The organism is Ruminococcus sp. B05, from assembly GCF_003628495.1.
Taxonomy (GTDB): Bacteria; Bacillota; Clostridia; order Lachnospirales; family Lachnospiraceae; genus Schaedlerella; species Schaedlerella hominis.
On record NZ_RBZR01000001.1, the window covers coordinates 154,178 to 173,712 of the forward strand.

14 protein-coding genes are annotated in these 19,535 nt (G+C 39.1%); 13 read left to right on the forward strand and 1 reads right to left on the reverse strand.

All coding sequences use genetic code 11. From position 1 onward, the window contains the following. Window positions 1-48 precede the first annotated feature (48 nt). From D8Q48_RS00570 to bilR, 3 genes are all read left to right on the forward strand, one after another. On the forward strand, window positions 49-825 hold the full coding sequence (locus tag D8Q48_RS00570) for a S8/S53 family peptidase (RefSeq protein ID WP_118688558.1): 777 nt from the start codon (window positions 49-51) through the stop codon (window positions 823-825). Window positions 826-987: 162 nt separating this feature from the next. Continuing rightward, window positions 988-2,913 (forward strand): FAD-dependent oxidoreductase, encoded by a 1,926-nt coding sequence (locus D8Q48_RS00575; protein WP_117989299.1) that lies wholly within the window; start codon window positions 988-990, stop codon window positions 2,911-2,913. A gap of 94 nt (window positions 2,914-3,007) precedes the next feature. Further along, window positions 3,008-5,014 (forward strand): bilirubin reductase, long form, encoded by a 2,007-nt coding sequence (bilR, locus tag D8Q48_RS00580; RefSeq protein ID WP_121055052.1) that lies wholly within the window; start codon window positions 3,008-3,010, stop codon window positions 5,012-5,014. A 145-nt stretch (window positions 5,015-5,159) separates the two neighbouring features. Here bilR and D8Q48_RS00585 read toward each other — a convergent pair whose 3' ends face one another. Next, a complete protein-coding gene (locus D8Q48_RS00585) occupies window positions 5,160-6,644 on the reverse strand; it encodes an AAA family ATPase (RefSeq protein ID WP_118688559.1) in 1,485 nt (494 codons plus the stop codon). Between the two features lie 290 nt (window positions 6,645-6,934). On the opposite strand from D8Q48_RS00585, the gene D8Q48_RS00590 reads away from it, so the two are divergent. The 10 genes from D8Q48_RS00590 to thiD all read left to right on the forward strand — a co-directional run bounded on the left by D8Q48_RS00590 (window position 6,935) and on the right by thiD (window position 19,534). Next, the gene (locus D8Q48_RS00590; RefSeq protein WP_121055054.1) at window positions 6,935-8,263 is read left to right on the forward strand and encodes an MATE family efflux transporter; all 1,329 of its coding nucleotides are present in this window, start codon (window positions 6,935-6,937) and stop codon (window positions 8,261-8,263) included. A 77-nt stretch (window positions 8,264-8,340) separates the two neighbouring features. Continuing rightward, window positions 8,341-9,108 carry a type III pantothenate kinase gene (locus D8Q48_RS00595; protein WP_121055057.1) on the forward strand — a complete coding sequence of 256 codons (768 nt, stop codon included), beginning with the start codon at window positions 8,341-8,343 and terminating at the stop codon, window positions 9,106-9,108. A gap of 203 nt (window positions 9,109-9,311) precedes the next feature. After that, window positions 9,312-10,463: a nitronate monooxygenase family protein gene (locus tag D8Q48_RS00600; RefSeq protein ID WP_117989296.1), complete on the forward strand. Its 1,152-nt coding sequence runs from the start codon at window positions 9,312-9,314 to the stop codon at window positions 10,461-10,463. Between the two features lie 143 nt (window positions 10,464-10,606). Beyond that, complete coding sequence (locus tag D8Q48_RS00605) at window positions 10,607-11,887, forward strand: peptidoglycan-binding domain-containing protein (protein WP_243116189.1); 1,281 nt, start codon at window positions 10,607-10,609, stop codon at window positions 11,885-11,887. 222 nt (window positions 11,888-12,109) lie between these two features. Next, on the forward strand, window positions 12,110-13,180 hold the full coding sequence (locus D8Q48_RS00610) for a carbamoyl phosphate synthase small subunit (RefSeq protein ID WP_117989438.1): 1,071 nt from the start codon (window positions 12,110-12,112) through the stop codon (window positions 13,178-13,180). Next, window positions 13,180-16,383, forward strand: a complete 3,204-nt coding sequence (carB, locus tag D8Q48_RS00615; RefSeq protein WP_118688561.1) for a carbamoyl-phosphate synthase large subunit — start codon at window positions 13,180-13,182, stop codon at window positions 16,381-16,383. Before D8Q48_RS00610 ends, carB begins: the two co-directional genes overlap by 1 nt. Window positions 16,384-16,510: 127 nt before the next feature. After that, complete coding sequence (gene thiM / locus D8Q48_RS00620) at window positions 16,511-17,329, forward strand: hydroxyethylthiazole kinase (RefSeq protein WP_117989294.1); 819 nt, start codon at window positions 16,511-16,513, stop codon at window positions 17,327-17,329. A gap of 29 nt (window positions 17,330-17,358) precedes the next feature. After that, a complete protein-coding gene (gene thiE / locus D8Q48_RS00625; protein WP_121055059.1) occupies window positions 17,359-18,000 on the forward strand; it encodes a thiamine phosphate synthase in 642 nt (213 codons plus the stop codon). A 26-nt stretch (window positions 18,001-18,026) separates the two neighbouring features. Next, window positions 18,027-18,704, forward strand: coding sequence for an HAD family phosphatase (locus tag D8Q48_RS00630; protein ID WP_121055061.1), 678 nt, complete (start codon window positions 18,027-18,029; stop codon window positions 18,702-18,704). After that, entirely contained in the window at window positions 18,704-19,534 is an 831-nt protein-coding gene (gene thiD / locus D8Q48_RS00635) for a bifunctional hydroxymethylpyrimidine kinase/phosphomethylpyrimidine kinase (protein WP_121055358.1), read from the forward strand. The genes D8Q48_RS00630 and thiD overlap by 1 nt, the downstream gene beginning before the upstream one ends. The last annotated feature ends 1 nt before the right edge of the window (window position 19,535 follow it).

The following is a 19,535-nucleotide window of genomic DNA, read 5'->3' on the forward strand; positions in this document are numbered from 1 at the left end:
GTCCTATGGTATTATAAAGGAGTAAATAAACGTAAAAGAGTGTTATAGATGAATGCGAAAAAGTATAAAAAATATAGAATCATAGTAATATTGATGGTTGTGATAATGGCATTATTATTTCAGGGATGCGGGAAGCAAAAAACAAAAGTATCGGTTCGTGTTGCAGTGATCGATACAGGAATTTCCACGAATGCCATTTCAAAAGAACATATAGCCGAAGGGAAAAATTATGTAGATACTAAATTATCCACAGAAGATACCTACGGGCATGGGACAGCGGTGGCATCTATTATATTAAAAGAAGCAAAGAATACACAGATTGTCCCATTGGTAAGTAATGTGTTTGAAAATGGAAAAATAAAACAGGTTGATAATGATACATTGGCACAAATGATACGGGATGCGGTGGACATCTACCACTGCAGGATTATCAATTTGAGTGCGGGACTTGTTTTAGATAAAGAATCTGTAAGACAGGCGGTAGAATACGCAGAAAAGAAGAATGTTCTTATTATTGCATCTGCAGGAAATGATTATGCAGAAAACGGGGCTGTAAGATATTATCCGGCAGCTTATGAGAGTGTTCTGGCAGTAGGAGCTTTGAATAAAGACGGAACTGAAATCGCAGCATTTTCTCAAAGAGGGGAATGGGTGGATGTTTACACAGTTGGCGAGCAGGTGGAAATTAAGACCTTGAGCGGGAATACCAGTGTGGGGGATGGAACATCTTATTCAGCGGCAAAGGTGACCGGACAGGCAGCTTTAAAGATAGAAAATGATGTGGAAATCACAGTGGATGAATTGAAAAAGATGTTAAGTAATTGACAATAAAACGCAGATATAATTTAACGAATAAAATATTTTATGTGAGGTGAAGCCAAGCTATTTTCAAACAGAGAAAACAATGTTATAATGCATTGATGATAAAAAAATAACAAATTGTTTTTGGGGAGAAGCAATTTGTAACAAAAGCGGAGGAAAGAAAAAATGAACGAAAAATTTCCACATTTATTTGAGCCAATCAAAATTGGAAAGACAACTGTAAAGAACAGAATTTTTATGCCACCAATCTCTACTAACATGGCAGACAAAGGATATGTGACAGATGCATTAGTTGAGCATTACTCAGCCAGAGCAAAGGGTGGGGTCGGACTTATTGTTACAGAAGTTACGACAGTAGAGCCTGTATATACTTATTTGCCGGGAGATATGTCTATTTATGATGATTCTTATATTCCTGGCTGGAAGAAACTGGTAGATGCTGTGCATCAGTATGATACAAAAATTCTGGCACAGTTATTCCACCCGGCTTATATGGCATTTCCAATTCCGGGAACACCACAGCTGATTGCACCATCTAATGTAGGACCATATTATGCAAAATCTGCACCGAGAGCAGTCACAGTAGAAGAGCTGCATGTATTGGTTCAGCAGTTCGGAGAAGCTGCACGTCGTTTCCAGATTGCAGGTGGAGACGGAGTTGAGATTCAGTGTGCACATGCACATGGTCTGCTTGGAGGATTCCTTACTCCACTTTATAATAAGAGAACAGATGAGTACGGCGGAGATATTAATGGACGTCTTAGACTGACACTTGAAGTAATTGCCAAGATTCGTGAACTTTGCGGTGATGATTTTATCATTGATGTCCGTATTTCGGGTGATGAGTATAGTGAAGGCGGATTGACACTTAATGACATGATCTATGTCTCAAAACAGCTTGAAAAAACAGGTGTTGATTTCATCCATGTTTCCGGAGGAAACACAATCAAGAGAGGAAGTTCTATGCCGGCACCTGGTACATCTCCTGCACCTCATGCGCATGCAAGTGAAGAAATCAGAAAACATGTGAATATTCCGGTATCTACAGTTGCAAGAATTAATGAGCCTTGGGTAGCAGAAGAATTGATTGCAAATGGAAAAACAGATATTTGTATGATTGGTCGTCCAAACTTATGTGACAGTGAATTTGCAAATAAAGCGGCTGCAGGAAAGACGGATGATATTCGTCCATGTATAGGATGTGGCCGATGTCTGACGGGAATTATGTTTGGTAATCCGATTAGCTGTACAGTGAATCCATCGGTTGAATCTGAAGAGATCAAAGAAGCTAAAGAGAAGAAAAAAATTCTTGTGATCGGTGGAGGACCGGCAGGAATGGAAGCAGCGTATGTTGCTAAGAAACGTGGACATGAAGTTGTTCTCTGTGAGAAGAGTGGAGAGCTGGGAGGACTTCTCAGACTTGCAGCCGTTCCAATTGCTAAGCAGGAACTTTGTAAAGTAATCAAATTTATGGCACGTCGTCTGAAGAATGAAGGAATTGAAGTTCGTATGAATTGTGAAGTGACTCCAGAAATGCTTGCCGGAGAATTTAAGGATTATGAGGTTGTCTGTTCTACAGGAGCAGTTCCTAAGGAAATCCCTCCTTTTAAGGTCTTTAAGCAGACAATGACAGCAGATGATGTGCTTGCCGGAAGAAAATATCCGGGAAGAAAAATCGTTGTTCTTGGAGGCGGATCTGTAGGTTGTGAAACAGCAGATTACCTTGCACCATTGATTGATGATATGTTCCCTGCAAACCGTGACATTACAATTATCGAGATGACACCATCGCTGATGCCGGGAGAAGGCGGAGCAGCGAAGAGTCAGCTGACAATGAGACTCAAGAGAAAAGGTGTAAAGATTGAACTGAACAGTCAGGTAACAAAGGTTGATGAGACTACAATCACTTATGAGAAGGATGGACAGGAATACCATATTACAGATGCTGATACACTGATCTTTGCAGTCGGATATGCACCAAACAAGGTAGAGAATACAGAAGAAAGAGTTCATTTTATCGGAGATTGTGATAAAGTTGGAACTCTGAAAGATGCAATTGCAGCAGGACATAAACTGGCAGAAGAATTGTAATTGAAAAAAAGATGTGTCAGCAAATGCTGACAAGAATCATAAGTGTGTTAGTTTGAAAGAGATTAAGAAATAAAGCAGAATGGAGAGAATATAGATGGGAAAGAAATTATTAGAACCAATTAAAGTTGGAAATCTTACTTTTAAGAATAGAATCATGTTTCCACCGCTTACAACAGGATATGAAGAAAGAGACGGATCTATTGGAGAGAGAAGTCTGAATTTCTATGAAAGACTTGCGAAAGGTGGAGCAGCGTATGTTGTTATCGGAGATGTAGCTCCTGTAAGAACCGCTTCACCGACACCGAAGCTTTATGATGACAGTCAGATTCCGGTATATAAAAATCTGGCAGACACATTACATAAGTATGATTGTAAGCTTGCACTTCAGCTGTTCCATCCGGAGTATGATGTACCAGGAGTAGGACGCATGATCATGGAAGCAGGTATTGCAAGACAGGCTGCGGCAAAAGCACAGGCTGAGGGAAATGCAGAAGAAGCAAAGAAACAGATGGAAGAATGCGACAGACTTACAAAAGGCGCTTATGCAAAACTTCATCATGATATGCAGCATTTTGTAACAGAGGCAACTGTTGAACAGTTAGAAGATATTAAAAACAGCATCGCCTCATGTGCAGAAAAGGCACAGAAAGCCGGAATTGATGCGATTGAAGTACATGGAGACCGTCTCCTTGGTTCTCTTTGCTCTAAGATTCTGAACCATAGAGAAGATCAGTATGGAGGAAGCCTTGAGAATCGTACAAGATACGCACTTGAAGTAGTAGCAGCAATCAAAGAAGCAGCACCGGATCTTATGATCGAGTACAAGTTGCCAATTATTACAGTAAATCCTGACGGAACACTTCGTGGAAAAGGAGGACTTGAGGCAGAAGAAGGAATCCAGTTTGCTAAGATGCTTGATGAAGCAGGAATTGACATGATCCAGGTTGCTCAGGCGAACCATACAGGAAACATGGGAGATACAATCCCACCGATGGGAGATGTTCCATATAACTGGACACTTCCGGTTGCCAGAGAAGTGAAAAAACTGGTATCTGTTCCGGTTGCAACAGTTGGCCGTGTTGTCAGCTTAGAAGCAGGAGAGAAAATCCTTGAAGACGGAGATGCTGATATCGTAGCTTATGGACGTTCTATGCTAGCTGATGCGGATATTGCGAATAAAGCGGAATCCGGAGAATGTATTAGAGAATGTCTTAATTGTAATAAGGGCTGTGTGGATGCGATTCAGGGACGCCGTTATATTTCATGTGTATTAAATGCAGAAAATGGAAACGAAGGTACTGTATTTATTAAACCGGCACAGGATAAGAAAAAAGTTGTAGTTGTAGGTGGCGGAATTGCAGGGCTTGAAGCCGCAAGAGTTGCAGCAAAACGCGGACATGACGTTGTTGTTTATGAAAAATCAGAAAAAATTGGCGGACAGATTCATTTGGCAGCAGTTCCACCAAGAAAAAATGAGATTTTAAGAGCAATAGAATATTATGAAAAAATTCTCCCAGAACTTTCTGTAAAAGTAGAATTGAATACAGAGCCGACATATGAAGAATTGAATCAGTATGACAATGTAATTCTGGCAATAGGTGCACATAATATGGAACTTCCAATGTCTGTAGAAAATAGTAATGTGGTATCTTCGTGGGATGTTTTAAACGGAGAAGCTGTAAGTGGAAATTGTGCCGTTCTCGGTGGGGGACTTGTAGGAACAGAGACAGCAGAATTCTTAGCACAAAAAGGATTGAAAGTCAGTATTATCGAAATGCTGGATCAGATTGCAACCGGAGAATCTGAAACAGTTATGCCGCTGATTATGAAAGATTTTGAAGAGCATGATGTGAAACAATATGTAAATACAAAAGTAAAATCTATTGAAAATAATGTGATTTTTGCAACAAATACAAAAGACGGAACAGATATAACAATCGAAGCTGATACAATCATCAATGCTCTTGGATCAAAGAAAAATCTTTTTGATGATAGTAAGCTGACAGTTCCATTTGAATATGTTGGAGATTGTAGTGGTGAAAGAACAGCAGATATTTCGGCAGCTATCCGCAGTGGATATCGAGCAGGAAATGAAATATAACAGAGGTTTTAAATTTAATTTCGGAAAAGTTTATATTTGCTGATTAATAAAATGAAATAAAAAGATGATGTTGTTTAAGCTTTCTTTATAAGCCTGGCAACATCATCTTTTTTAAATCAAGAAATAACGAATATTTTATATGGTTTTATACAAGCAGCTCTCGAATCATATCTGCTGTAAATGTAACAGAAGTAACGTGATTCACTTCAATTTGATAGAGTGTGTGCGCTGCAATATGTTCAGCGGCCTGTTCAAGATCACGTATTCCGGAAGTGTTTGAGTAGATTTTCATAATTTCATCCAAAGCATCAGAAGGAATAATACATTCATTCTCCTTTAATCCAATTCTCTTTAAAATCTTCGGAAGTGCAAATTTTGAGAAGATGACTTTCTTCTCTTCAATAGTATAATCCGGTAACTCAATTACTGCAAAACGTGACATCAAAGGAGCGCTGATCTGCTCTTTATCATTGGCCGTTGCAATCGGATAAACACCGGAAGTAGGAATCATACATTCAAGATAGTTATCAGTAAATCCAAGGTTGTCGAGTAATGTTAAGAGTACATCAGCAGGATTTCCATTCCCTTTTCCGGAAGATGCCTTATCTAATTCATTAATTATGAAAACAAGATTAGATTCTCCGGCCATAGAGAAAGCATCCATGATAATGCCTGGTTTTGCATTAGAATAAATACGTGAGCTTCCTGTCAATTGTTCCGGGTCATTTATGGAACTCATATCCAGACTTGACCAAGGCAGTTTCAGAATACGTGCTACGGCATAGGCAATCTGTGATTTACCGGTTCCGGCAGGACCGATAAGTAAAAGTCCATACGCAGGGAGTGTATGTGTTCGGTTAATTTGAATGATTGTTTCAATAATACGTTGTTTTACACGTTCCATGCCGTACAATTCTTCATCAAGGATGCGCCGTGCTTCAACAGGATCAATTGCCTCAAAATAATTATTTTTCCATTGAATATTCATCATAATGGAAAGTGCACGTTGTGCATGGCGTCGTTCTTCAGGAGAAACTTCATGTGAACGGGCAACGGCAAGGTTACGTCTTGCCCAAAGCCGGATATTATCTGGCAGTGTACGACCTGCACAAGTCATGAAGTCAGTGATGCTCTGAAGACTTGTAAGCTTCATTTCATCGCCGTCCTCCATGGCTTCTTCATCTTCAGCCTCCTCTGTAGGGGCACTGCTTGCTAAAAGACGGTCAATCATAAACTGTAAAAAACCATCTTCAGCTGAAAGCTTTGAGCCTCCTCCAAATGCAATTTCACGTATACGATATATCGCATAGCCATCTGGTCGGTTTTCTCCTGATAAACGGACGTTGATATGGTTCTGGCCAAGCCATTTTAAAAGACTTACAAAGCGGCTGTCGATTTGAAGAATATCTGCTGTATAAGTACCTTCTTCAGTATCAAATTCAAAGGAAGTACGCTTTACAGGGTTAGTGAAAATGCCACAGGAATAATGCTCCCATTTTCTACTTGTGTTATCAAGTAACATAATCGGTTTTTCCGGGGAAGGGTCAGATTCACTGGATTGAAATGTTGTATAGGTACAAATGGAGTTGTTTTTAGCGTCTGTTGTGTCATTAAAATCAAATACTGGCATGATTCATTCTCCTTGTGTAATGCTAATTGAGTCTGTTTATCTCAGTCGAGAAGACTCCCATCTCTTTCAGGTGGTGAGTAACTGCTCGACTTGAAAAGTTTAAAATTAAGTAAATTGAAAATCTTAATATTCTGATTATAGCAATTTCATGTCCATATGACCAGAGAGGAATTTAAAATATCTTGTAAAAATATCCTTGTAAAATATGTTATCATTTATATAAAGAAATGATACAATGAAAAATATTACTGTTCTATATTATAAAAACAGTGGCAGATGGAGGAGTAAAAATGGTAATGGATTTGACAAAGGAACATCCTGATAAAACATTATGGAAGTTTCTGTTGCCAATGATGATAAGTGTGATGTTTCAACAGTTTTATAATATTGCAGACAGTGTGATCGTCGGAAGATTTGCAGGGGAGGATGCATTGGCAGCTGTCGGGGCATCTTATCCGATTACGATCATTTTTATGGCTTTTGCAGTAGGAATGAATCTTGGAACATCGGTAGTTGTTTCACGCTTGTTTGGAGCAGGAGATAAAAAGGGGGTCAAACGTGCAGTGACCACGGCATTGACGGCGTGCTTGCTGCTTAGCATGATACTTTGTATATTAGGGGTGTTTTGTTGTAGATGGATGATGAGTGCAATACATACGCCGGAAAACATTATGGCAGAAGGAATTTTATATTTACGGATTTACGTGTTCGGCTTTTTCTTTCTGATGTTTTATAATGTTTGCACAGGTGTATTTACAGCATGGGGAGATTCAAAGACACCGTTATATTTTTTGATCGGTTCTTCAATCGGAAATATCATATTAGATTACATATTTGTTGCAAAGCTTTACTTAGGAGTTGCCGGAGTTGCCTGGGCAACATTTATAGCACAGGGCGGGGCGGCAATTCTTGCTCTTATTACAATGTCTGTGCGACTTAGGCATATATCAAATGAAAAACAGCCATTTGTGGACAAACAATTATTGTGGCAGATTATAGAAATTGCAGTTCCGAGTATTATTCAGCAAAGTGTATTAAGCGTAGGAAATTTATTTGTTCAAGATATTGTAAATCGATTTGGCTCATCAGTGATTGCCGGATATTCGGGAGCGATTAAGTTAAATACATTTGCAATCAATACATTTATGTGTCTGGGTTCTTGTTTATCCAGTTATACAGCACAAAACATTGGGGCAGGAAAGCAGGAACGGATTCCACTGGGCTTTAAAACAGGAGTTAAGCTGTCAGAGATTACAGTGATTCCATTTTTTATATTGTATTTTATATTTAGTCGTCAGATGATGGGCTTATTTTTAGATGATGGAAGTATGGAGGCAATCCAGGCAGGAATCTCTTTTTTAAGAATCGTTTCTCCACTATATTTTATTATAGCGGTAAAATTGATGACGGACGGAATTATCAGAGGTGCAGGTGCCATGATGTATTTTATTATCGCAACAGTACCGGATCTGATTTTGCGAATTTGTTTCGCACTTGTTTTATCATCTCGTTTCGGTAGTACAGGAATTTGGATGGCATGGCCGTTTGGTTGGATTGTTGCAACAGTATTGACGATTATTTTTTATCAAAAAGTAAAAAATGGAAAAGTGAAAGAATAATACTTTTGAACTTTAAATTGACATGTTATAATTTACAAAGACAAATTGGATTTGTTAATAAAAGAAGGAGAATTCATATGATTTTAGCAATTGATATAGGCAATACAAATATTGTTCTCGGATGTGTAGATAATCAAAAGACATATTTTATTGAAAGACTTGCCACCAATAAGACGAAAATGGAATTGGAATATGCAATTGATATTAAGATGGTACTTGATATTCATGGAATTGATGTGGAGAAATTAGATGGGGCAATTATTTGCTCCGTAGTTCCACAGATTACTTATGTGGTTAAAGAAGCAGCAGAGAAGATTTTGAAAAGAGAAACGTTAGTTATCGGTCCGGGAGTAAAAACAGGATTAAATATTTTGATCGATAATCCATCCCAGCTTGGAAGCGATCTTGTGGCAGGAGCAGTAGCTGCAATTGCACAGTATCCAACTCCACTTGCAGTATGTGATCTTGGAACGGCTACAACAGTTTGTGTCATTGATGCGAAGAAAAATTATCTGGGAGGTATGATATATCCCGGAATCAATGTTTCATTGAATGCATTAACTTCCAATGCATCTCAGCTTCAGGGAATTGGTCTGGAAGCTCCGAAGAAAATAATCGGTAAAAATACGATAGAGTGTATGAAGAGCGGAGTTATTTATTCAAATGCAGCAGCATTAGACGGCATTATTGATCGTTTGGAAGAAGAACTCGGACAATCAATAACAGTCATTGCAACCGGTGGGCTGGCGAATAAAGTAGTCCCATATTGCAAGAGAAAGATGATAATAGACGAGGAGCTGTTATTAAAAGGACTGCAGATTATTTACGAAAAAAATAGAAAATAAATAATAAAAGAGAAGATATAAGAGGCAGAGTACATAGAGTGTGTTCTGCTTCTTTTTTTCTGAAAATAATTTACCGGCAAGAATATAGTATTTAAAACCATATAAAAAAGAAATAAAAACAAGATTAGCTTGACATTTTAAAAGAAAATATTTATATTATAAAATAGTTTTAATATCAAAATAAATATAAATGGGGTAATCAAATGAATAAAACAAGAGAAAAATTTCCAAGTTTAAAAATCGGAGGGAAAGAAGCAAGAATTCCAATTATCCAGGGAGGAATGGGGGTTGGTGTCAGCCGTTCTTCACTGGCAGGAGCAGTGGCGAAAGAAGGCGGTGTCGGAATTATTTCCACAGCACAGATTGGTTATGATGAAGAAGGATTTGAAAAGGATCAGGCAAAAGCAAATCTAAAGGCAATACGTAAGCATATTGAACGTGCAAAAGAAATTGCTAAAGACGAGAATGGAGAATGTCATGGACTGATCGGTGTCAATGTAATGGTTGCATTGAAGCATTATCAGGAACATGTTAAAGCTGCAGTGGAAGCAGGTAGTGATGTAATAATTTGCGGGGCGGGGTTACCGCTGGAGCTTCCGGAATTAGTGAAAGGAAGTGAAACCAAAATTGCACCTATTGTATCAAGTGCAAGAGCATGCAGGCTTATTTTCCGTCAGTGGGACAGAAAATACAAGCGAACAGCAGATTTTATTGTAGTGGAAGGTCCTGCAGCAGGAGGACATCTTGGTTTTCACATGGATGAGTTGGAAGAATATGGTTATTTGCAGAAAAAAGATAAAGAAAGTATGGAGCAGGCCAATGAAAAAGGACAGGCTGCAATGGACGAAGAGATACAGAAAATTATTAAATTAAAAAAAGAGTATGAAGAAAAATACCAATGTAATATACCTGTGATTATGGCAGGTGGTGTTTTTGAGTACAAAGATGTGAAGCATGCATTCGAATTAGGAGCAGATGGAGTACAGGTTGCAAGCAGATTTGTTGCAACCTATGAATGTGATGCTTCTGAGGCGTATAAGCAGGCATATTTGCATGCAAAAGAAGAAGACGTACAAATAATTAAAAGTCCGGTTGGATTGCCGGGGCGTGCAGTACGCAACGCATTTGTGGAAAAGACAGAAAAAGAAAAATGTAAAATTCAAAAATGCTATCAATGTCTGGCAAAATGTAATCCTGCAGAAGTTCCATACTGTATAACAAAGGCATTGGTAGATGCAGTGAAAGGTGATGTAGAGCATGGATTGATATTTTGCGGCTCCAATGTAGGAAAAATCCAGGAAATGATGCATGTTGAGGATGTAATCAAAGAGTTGACAGGAGAAATAGAAAGATAGGGCAGCGTATGATGTGCTGCGTAAAAAATAATAAAAAATGCACAAAGTGGAAGTGGGAAACATATACTAAGCAGAGAGTGTATGAAAGTAGATATTACTGTTTGTAAAAATCATAAGAACAGTATCAAAGAGGGTAATCGTTTATGCTGGTGAAAATGATGCAGGAAGGTGTGCAGCGAAATAAAGACCAGGCAGTGGACAGGGGCAGGCTGCAAATTAATGTAACATCAGAAATTACAGCTTATCCTATTGAAAATGCGACAATTTCAATCTCTTATACGGGTGTGCCCAATAGTACACTAGAACAATTGCAGACGAACCAGGTAGGGCAGACAGAGGTTGTGGAGCTGGATGCGCCGCCATTGGAATATAGTCTGGACCAGACAATAGAGGAGCAGCCATATTCAGAATATACATTGCAGGTGAATGCTTCGGGATTTGAACCAATCAGCATAGCCGGAGCTGAGATTTTAGCAGATGTTACAGCACTACAGGATGTACGACTGCATCCACTCGTAGAAGATGCAGAGCCGGAAGTGTATGTTATTCCGGCACATACATTATATGGAGAATACCCTCCTAAAATTCCGGAAGATGAAATAAAGCCAATTAATGAAAGCGGGGAAATTGTACTTAGCAGAGTAGTAATCCCTGAATATGTTATCGTACACGATGGTTCGCCACGGGACAGTACGGCCACAAATTACTATGTGAAATACAAAGATTATATTAAAAATGTTGCATCGAGTGAAATATATGCAACATGGACAGAGAATGCAATTAGGGCAAATGTGCTGGCAATTATGTCTTTTACGTTAAATCGTGTTTATACAGAATACTATCGTAATCGGGGATACGATTTTACAATCACATCATCTACAGCATTTGACCATAAATGGATTCCTAATCGAAATTATTTCGATACGATATCAACTATTGTAGATGAACTTTTTGCAGATTATTTGTCCAGACCGAATGTAAGACAGCCGATATTAACACAGTATTGTGACGGCAGAAGGGTGCAGTGTCCGAACTGGTTAACACAATGGGGCAGTCAAAGTCTTGGAGAACAGGGGTATTCGGCAATAGAAATCCTGCGATATTATTATGGCGATGATATTTATATTAATACAGCGCAGGAGGTGTCAGGGGTTCCTTCATCATGGCCGGGATATGATCTGGAAAATGGGGCGAGCGGGGAGAAAGTACGGCAGATACAAGAACAATTAAATGTGGTGGCAGAAGCCTATCCGTTAATTCCTAAAATTGCAGTGGATGGGATATATGGACCGGCGACAGCAGAAGCTGTTCGTGTTTTCCAATCTGTATTTGGATTGCCTCAAACCGGAGTGGTAGATTATCGTACCTGGTATAAAATTTCAGAAATTTATGTAGGAGTATCAAGAATCGCAGAACTTAGATAAAATGACAGCTATAAGAATGACTAATCATAGAAATTTAGAAATTCTTATAGCTGAAAATATCTAAAAAATTTTTAGATAAATCAAAAAAAAAAGCTGTTAGAAATCGGTTGAATTATAAAAAAGGATATAGTATAATCTTAACAATTTGAGCAGAAGTAAAACAATAAAGGTTATAATGCTTAAAGAAAATAGCACAATAAGATGAAGGGAGCAGATGAACAGATGAAAGCGTTTCTAATTTTAGAAGACGGAACCGTGTTTACTGGAACAAGCATAGGTTCAACAAAGGATATGATCAGTGAAATCGTATTTAATACCTCAATGACAGGATATTTAGAGGTGTTAACGGACCCTTCTTATGCGGGACAGGCCGTTGTGATGACCTATCCACTGATTGGTAATTATGGAATTACACCAGACATGGAATCGAGAAAGGCATGGCCGGATGGTTATATTGTTAAGGAATTATCTCGTATTCCTAGTAATTTTAGATGCCAGGGAACAATTCAGGATTTCTTAAAAGAACAGGATATCCCGGGGATTGCTGGTATTGATACTCGTGCTCTTACTAAGGTTTTAAGAGAAAAGGGTACCATGAATGGAATGATTACAACAAACGAAAATTATAATTTAGAGGAGATTCTTCCTAAATTAAAAGCTTACACAGTAGGTGATGTCGTTTCTAAAGTAACCTGCGATGAGAAGTATACATTAGAGGGAACAGGGAAAAAAGTTGCCCTTTTAGATCTTGGAGCAAAGAATAATATTGCAAAATCATTAAATGAACGCGGTTGTGAGGTGACTGTTTATCCGGCACATACAACAGCAGAAGAAATCATTTCTTCTAATCCTGACGGAATTATGTTATCCAATGGACCTGGAGATCCGGCAGATTGCACATCTATTATCGAAGAAATCAAGAAATTATACAATACAGATATTCCAATATTTGCTATTTGTTTAGGACATCAGTTGATGGCCCTTGCTACAGGTGCGTCTACACACAAGTTAAAATATGGACATAGAGGTGGAAATCATCCGGTAAAAGATTTACAGACAGGTCGTGTATATATTTCATCACAGAACCATGGTTATGTAGTAGATGCTGAAAACGTAGATTCCAATATTGCAGTACCGGCATTTGTAAATGTTAATGATGGAACAAATGAAGGACTTGCATATGTAGGAAAGAATATTTTCACTGTACAGTTCCATCCGGAGGCTTGCCCTGGACCACAGGATTCGGGATACTTATTCGACAGATTTATTAATATGATGGGAGGAGTCAAATAATGCCTAGAGATAATAGTATAAAAAAAGTATTGGTTATTGGCTCAGGTCCGATTGTTATCGGGCAGGCAGCAGAGTTTGATTATGCAGGAACACAGGCATGTCGTTCATTAAAAGAGGAAGGTCTTGAAGTTGTTCTTTTGAATTCAAATCCGGCGACCATCATGACAGATAAAGATATTGCAGACCGCGTATATATCGAACCACTTACAATAGAAGTAGTTGAGCAGCTGATCAAAAAAGAGAAGCCTGACAGTGTGCTTCCAACTCTTGGAGGACAGGCAGGACTCAATCTCGCAATGGAATTGGAAGAGGCAGGATTTTTAAAGGAAAATAATGTTCATTTGATCGGTACAACTTCAGAGACAATTAAAAAGGCAGAGGACCGTCTTGAATTTAAAGCTACAATGGAAAAAATCGGGGAACCTGTAGCAGCTTCACTTGTTGTCGAGAATGTAGAAGATGGTCTTGCATTTGCAAATAGCATCGGTTATCCGGTTGTACTTCGTCCGGCATATACATTAGGAGGAAGCGGAGGTGGTATCGCCCATGATTCACAGCAGCTTATCGAAATTCTGGAAAATGGTCTTCGTCTTTCTCGAGTAGGACAGGTTTTGGTTGAGAGATGTATCGCCGGCTGGAAAGAAATCGAATATGAGGTGATGCGTGATAGTAAAGGAAACTGCATTACAGTATGTAATATGGAAAATATTGATCCTGTCGGAGTTCATACAGGAGATAGTATTGTAGTAGCACCATCGCAGACATTGGGAGATAAAGAGTATCAGATGCTCCGTACTTCTGCATTAAATATCATCAGCGAATTGAATATCACAGGTGGATGTAATGTACAGTATGCTCTGAATCCGGATTCATTTGAATATTGTGTAATTGAAGTAAATCCACGTGTAAGCCGTTCTTCTGCTTTGGCTTCCAAAGCGACAGGTTATCCGATTGCAAAGGTAGCTGCCAAAATTGCGCTTGGTTATACTTTGGATGAGATTAAAAATGCAATCACACATAAAACATATGCAAGCTTTGAACCAATGCTTGATTATTGCGTAGTAAAAATCCCAAGACTTCCATTTGATAAATTTATCAGTGCAAAGAGAACATTGACAACTCAGATGAAAGCAACCGGAGAAGTTATGAGTATCTGTGATAACTTTGAAGGTGCATTAATGAAAGCAATACGTTCTCTGGAACAGCATGTAGACAGTCTTATGTCTTATGATTTTACAAATCTGTCAGATGATGATCTGATGGAAGAACTTCATATAGTAGATGATATGAGAATGTGGAGAATAGCAGAAGCAATCCGCCGCGGAGTGTCATATGAGACGATTCATGATATTACAAAGATTGATATCTGGTTTATCGATAAATTTGCGATTATTACAGAGATGGAAGAAAGACTGAGAACAGAGGAACTCACACCAGAGCTTTTAAAAGAAGCAAAGAGAATTGAATTCCCAGACAATGTGATTGCCGATTTGACAGGAAAAGATGAACGTGAGATTCATGATCTGCGTCATGCAAATGGTATCGTAGCAGCATATAAGATGGTTGATACTTGTGCAGCTGAGTTCGCAGCCGAGACACCATATTACTATTCTGTATTTGGTTGTGAATCAGAAGTCGAGAAGACAAATGATAAAAAGAAAGTACTGGTATTAGGTTCCGGCCCAATCCGTATCGGTCAGGGTATAGAGTTTGACTTCTGTTCCGTACATTGTACATGGGCATTTTCAAAAGAAAATTATGAAACAATTATTGTAAATAACAACCCGGAGACAGTAAGTACTGACTTTGATATTGCAGATAAGTTGTATTTTGAGCCATTAACACCGGAAGATGTGGAAAGCATTGTGGATATTGAAAAACCAGATGGAGCAGTTGTTCAGTTTGGTGGACAGACAGCGATTAAATTAACAGAAAGTCTGATGAAGATGGGAGTTCCGATTCTTGGAACATCTGCAGAAAATGTAGACAAAGCAGAGGACAGAGAGCTCTTTGATGAAATCCTGGAAGAGTGTGAGATTCCGAGACCGACAGGTGGAACTGTATTTACAGCAGAAGAAGCAAAAGAAGTAGCAAACAGACTTGGATATCCTGTACTGGTTCGTCCTTCATACGTACTTGGTGGACAGGGTATGCAGATTGCAATCAATGATCATGATATTGATGAATTTATCGGAATCATCAATAGAATTGCACAGGATCACCCAATTCTTGTAGATAAATATTTACAAGGTAAAGAAATCGAAGTAGATGCTGTATGTGACGGAGAGGATATTCTGATTCCGGGAATTATGGAGCATATTGAGAGAGCAGGTATCCATTCGGGAGACAGTATTTCAGTATATCCGGCACAGAGCCTGACACAGTCAGCAAAGGATAAGATTGCAGAATATACAAGAAGACTTGCAAAATCACTGCATGTAATCGGTATGATCAATATTCAGTTTATTGTATGCGGAGAGGACGATGTATATGTAATCGAAGTAAACCCTCGTTCCAGCCGTACGGTGCCATATATCAGTAAAGTAACAGGCATTCCAATCGTACCACTTGCAACGCAGGTTATCATCGGTAAGAAAATACGTGAATTAGGCTACACACCGGGACTTCAGAAGGAAGCAGATTATATTGCGGTTAAAATGCCGGTATTCTCATTTGAGAAGATTAGAGGAGCAGATATCAGCCTTGGACCGGAAATGAAATCGACAGGAGAGTGTCTTGGAATTGCAAAGACATTCGACGAAGCATTATACAAAGCATTTATCGGTGCGGGAATCAAATTACCGAAATATAAAAATATGATCATGACAGTTCGTGATGAAGAAAAAGAAGAGGCTGTGGAGATTGGCCGCAGATTTGCTGATATCGGATATCGTATCTTCGCGACAAGCGGAACAGCGGCTACTTTAAGAGAAGCAGGTGTGAAGGCAATTCCGGTTCGTAAGATTGAACAGGAGTCTCCAAACCTTCTGGATTTAATTCTTGGTCATGAAATTGATCTTGTTATTGATATTCCGGCACAGGGAGCAGAGCATTCAAAAGATGGATTTATTATCCGAAGAAATGCGATTGAGACAGGTGTTAATGTATTGACAGCAATGGACACAGCAAAAGCCCTGATCACCAGTCTTGAAAATACAGATATTCAGAAACTGACACTGATCGACATTGCAAAAGTGCAGTAAGAAAATCTGAGAGATAAAAAACTTTACATTTACAAAATGTGAGTTATAATAGTAAAGGTAATTAAAGCGGACATGACTTGAGTGGAATGTCCGCTTTTTGGAGTTTGTTGAAAGGAAGATAGCATTCATGAAGAGACAATTTGATCTGCTTAGAAAAACAATGCCCTTGATACATAATATTACAAATTATGTGACGGTGAATGATGTCGCCAATATCCTGCTTGCGTGTGGAGGGAGTCCGATCATGTCAGATGAGGTGGAAGATGTGGAAGATATCACATCTATTTGTAATGGATTGAATATCAATATCGGAACATTACATAAATCAAGTATCGAAGGTATGCTGCGTGCAGGAAAAAAGGCAAACGATTTGCATCATCCGATTTTATTAGATCCGGTAGGAGCAGGTGCAAGTAAATTCCGTACAGAAACGGCTCTGGGGTTAATGCAAGAGTTAAATCTGGCAGTTATCAGGGGGAATATTTCCGAAATAAAAACTCTGGCACTTGGAAATGGGACAACAAAGGGTGTAGATGCAGACGTGTCGGATGCCGTAACAGAAGAAAATTTAGAACAGGCAATTGAGTTTGTGAAAGCTTTTTCTAAGAAGACGGGAACGATTATTGCTGTGACAGGTAGAATCGATTTGGTTACAGACGGAAATAGATGTTATGTGATCCGTAATGGGCGCCCGGAGATGGGGAAAATCACCGGGACAGGATGTCAGTTATCCGGTATGATGACAGCATTTATTACTGCGAATCCAGATGAAATGCTCGAAGCGGCAGCAGCGGCGGTCTGTGCTATGGGACTTGCCGGGGAGATTGGATGGAGCAGGATGCAAACAGGAGATGGCAACGCTACCTATCGCAATCGTATTATAGATGCTATTTATAATATGACCGGAGATATTTTAGAAAAGGGTGCAAACTACGAAATTCGATAAATTTTGTACAAAAAGGATGGTAAAATAGAATGAATTGTGAGAAGAAAGATTTGATTTTATATGCAGTAACAGATCGTCATTGGCTAAATGGAGAGACACTTTACAGTCAGGTTGAAAAAGTATTGAAGGGTGGGGCAACATTTATCCAGCTGCGCGAAAAGAATCTGGATGAAGAACATTTCATGGAAGAGGCAAAAGAAATCCAGAAGCTTTGCCGTAAATATCATGTTCCGTTTATAATTAATGATAATGTTGAACTTACAGCAGCAATTAATGCAGACGGAGTACATGTAGGACAGCGTGACATGGAAGCCGGTGATGTTCGTGCAAAACTTGGTCTGGATAAAATTATCGGAGTTTCAGCACAGACTGTACAGCAGGCGGTGGAAGCTGAAAGAAGAGGTGCAGATTATTTAGGAGTTGGAGCAGTATTTCCAACAGGGACCAAAGAAGATGCAGTTGAAGTGGGCAAAGAGGTTCTGAAGGAAATATGTGAAGCGGTTTCTATTCCGGTTGTTGCAATTGGTGGCGTTGGAGCGCATAATGTAGAAGAACTTGCAGGAAGTGGTATTAGTGGTATTGCAGTTATCAGCGCATTGTTTGCTCAGCCGGATATTGAACAGGCAACAAAGGATTTAAGGAGCCGTACTGAACAGATGCTTGCAAAATAACACTGCAAATGGATGAGGTAAAGGAAATGGTGAAAGGAATAATATTTGATGCGGATGGAACGCTTTTGAATTCCATGCCTATCTGGGAGAATTTAGGAGAGCTTTATTTAAAATCTATGGGGATTGAGGCGAAACAGGGTCTTGGTGAAGTCCTCTTTACAATGAGTCTTCCGCAGGCAGCCAAGTATTTGATTCAAGAGTATCATTTGAATCTGACAGAAAAAGAAATCATAGAGGGACTTAATTGTGAGATAGAAGAATACTATGCAAAGAAGGTACCTTTAAAAGAAGGAGTCCGAAGTTTTCTTGAAGGATTTCGTGAGTTACACATTCCGATGGTAATCGCTACAACGGGAGATCGAAGGAATCTTGAGGCAGCCCTAAAGCGATTGGGAATTAGGAATCTGTTTGAAGGAATTTTGACATGTACAGAGATGCAGACGGATAAGTCAAAACCAGATATTTACCTTGCGGCAGCACTTCAGATGGATTGTGATCCGGATGAAGTAATTGTTTTTGAAGATGCATATCACGCAATTGTAACAGCGAAAAAGGCCGGATTTATTACAGTAGGAGTGTACGATCAGGCAAATGATAGAGATCTGGCTAAGATATGGAATACGGCGGATGTATATTTGCCGGGATATGATGATTTTCAAAAATTTTGGTGGAGTATGACAGAAAAAGGAGAAGATGAAGTATGATGAGAACAGCATTATCAATTGCCGGAAGTGATTCTAGTGGAGGTGCCGGGATTCAGGCTGATATTAAGACCATGACTGCAAATGGAGTATATGCTATGACAGCAATTACGGCATTGACAGCACAAAATACTACAGGTGTGACAGGGATTATGGAAGTGACACCGGAATTTCTGGCTCAGCAATTGGATAGTATTTTTACAGATATCCGTCCGGATGCGGTGAAAATAGGAATGGTATCATCTTCTGCTTTGATTCATGTGATTGCAGAAAAATTGAAAGAATATAAAGCAGAAAATGTTGTGGTTGATCCGGTCATGGTCGCTACAAGTGGTTCAAAATTAATTAGTGATGATGCAATTGAAACCTTAAAAACATGCTTAATGCCACTTTCTTCTATTTTAACACCAAATATTCCTGAAGCAGAAGTGTTGGCTGAAATGAAGGTAGAGACAGAAGGGGAGATGATCCTTGCGGCAAAGAAAATCAGTGAAACATTTCATTGTGCGGTGCTCTGTAAAGGAGGTCATCAGTTGAATGATGCAAATGACCTTTTGTATCGAGACGGAGAATATAAGTGGTTTCATGGAAAACGAATTCAAAATCCAAATACCCATGGAACAGGTTGCACATTATCCAGTGCTATTGCTTCGAACCTTGCAAAGGGATATAGCATGGACGAATCCGTAAAAAGAGCAAAAGATTATATTTCAGAGGCATTGGAGGCAATGTTGGATTTGGGAAAAGGCTCTGGTCCTATGAAGCATTGTTTCAATATTACGGGAAAATATGTGACATGTGTAAATGATGACTCTAAGGAAGAGGAAGCATAGG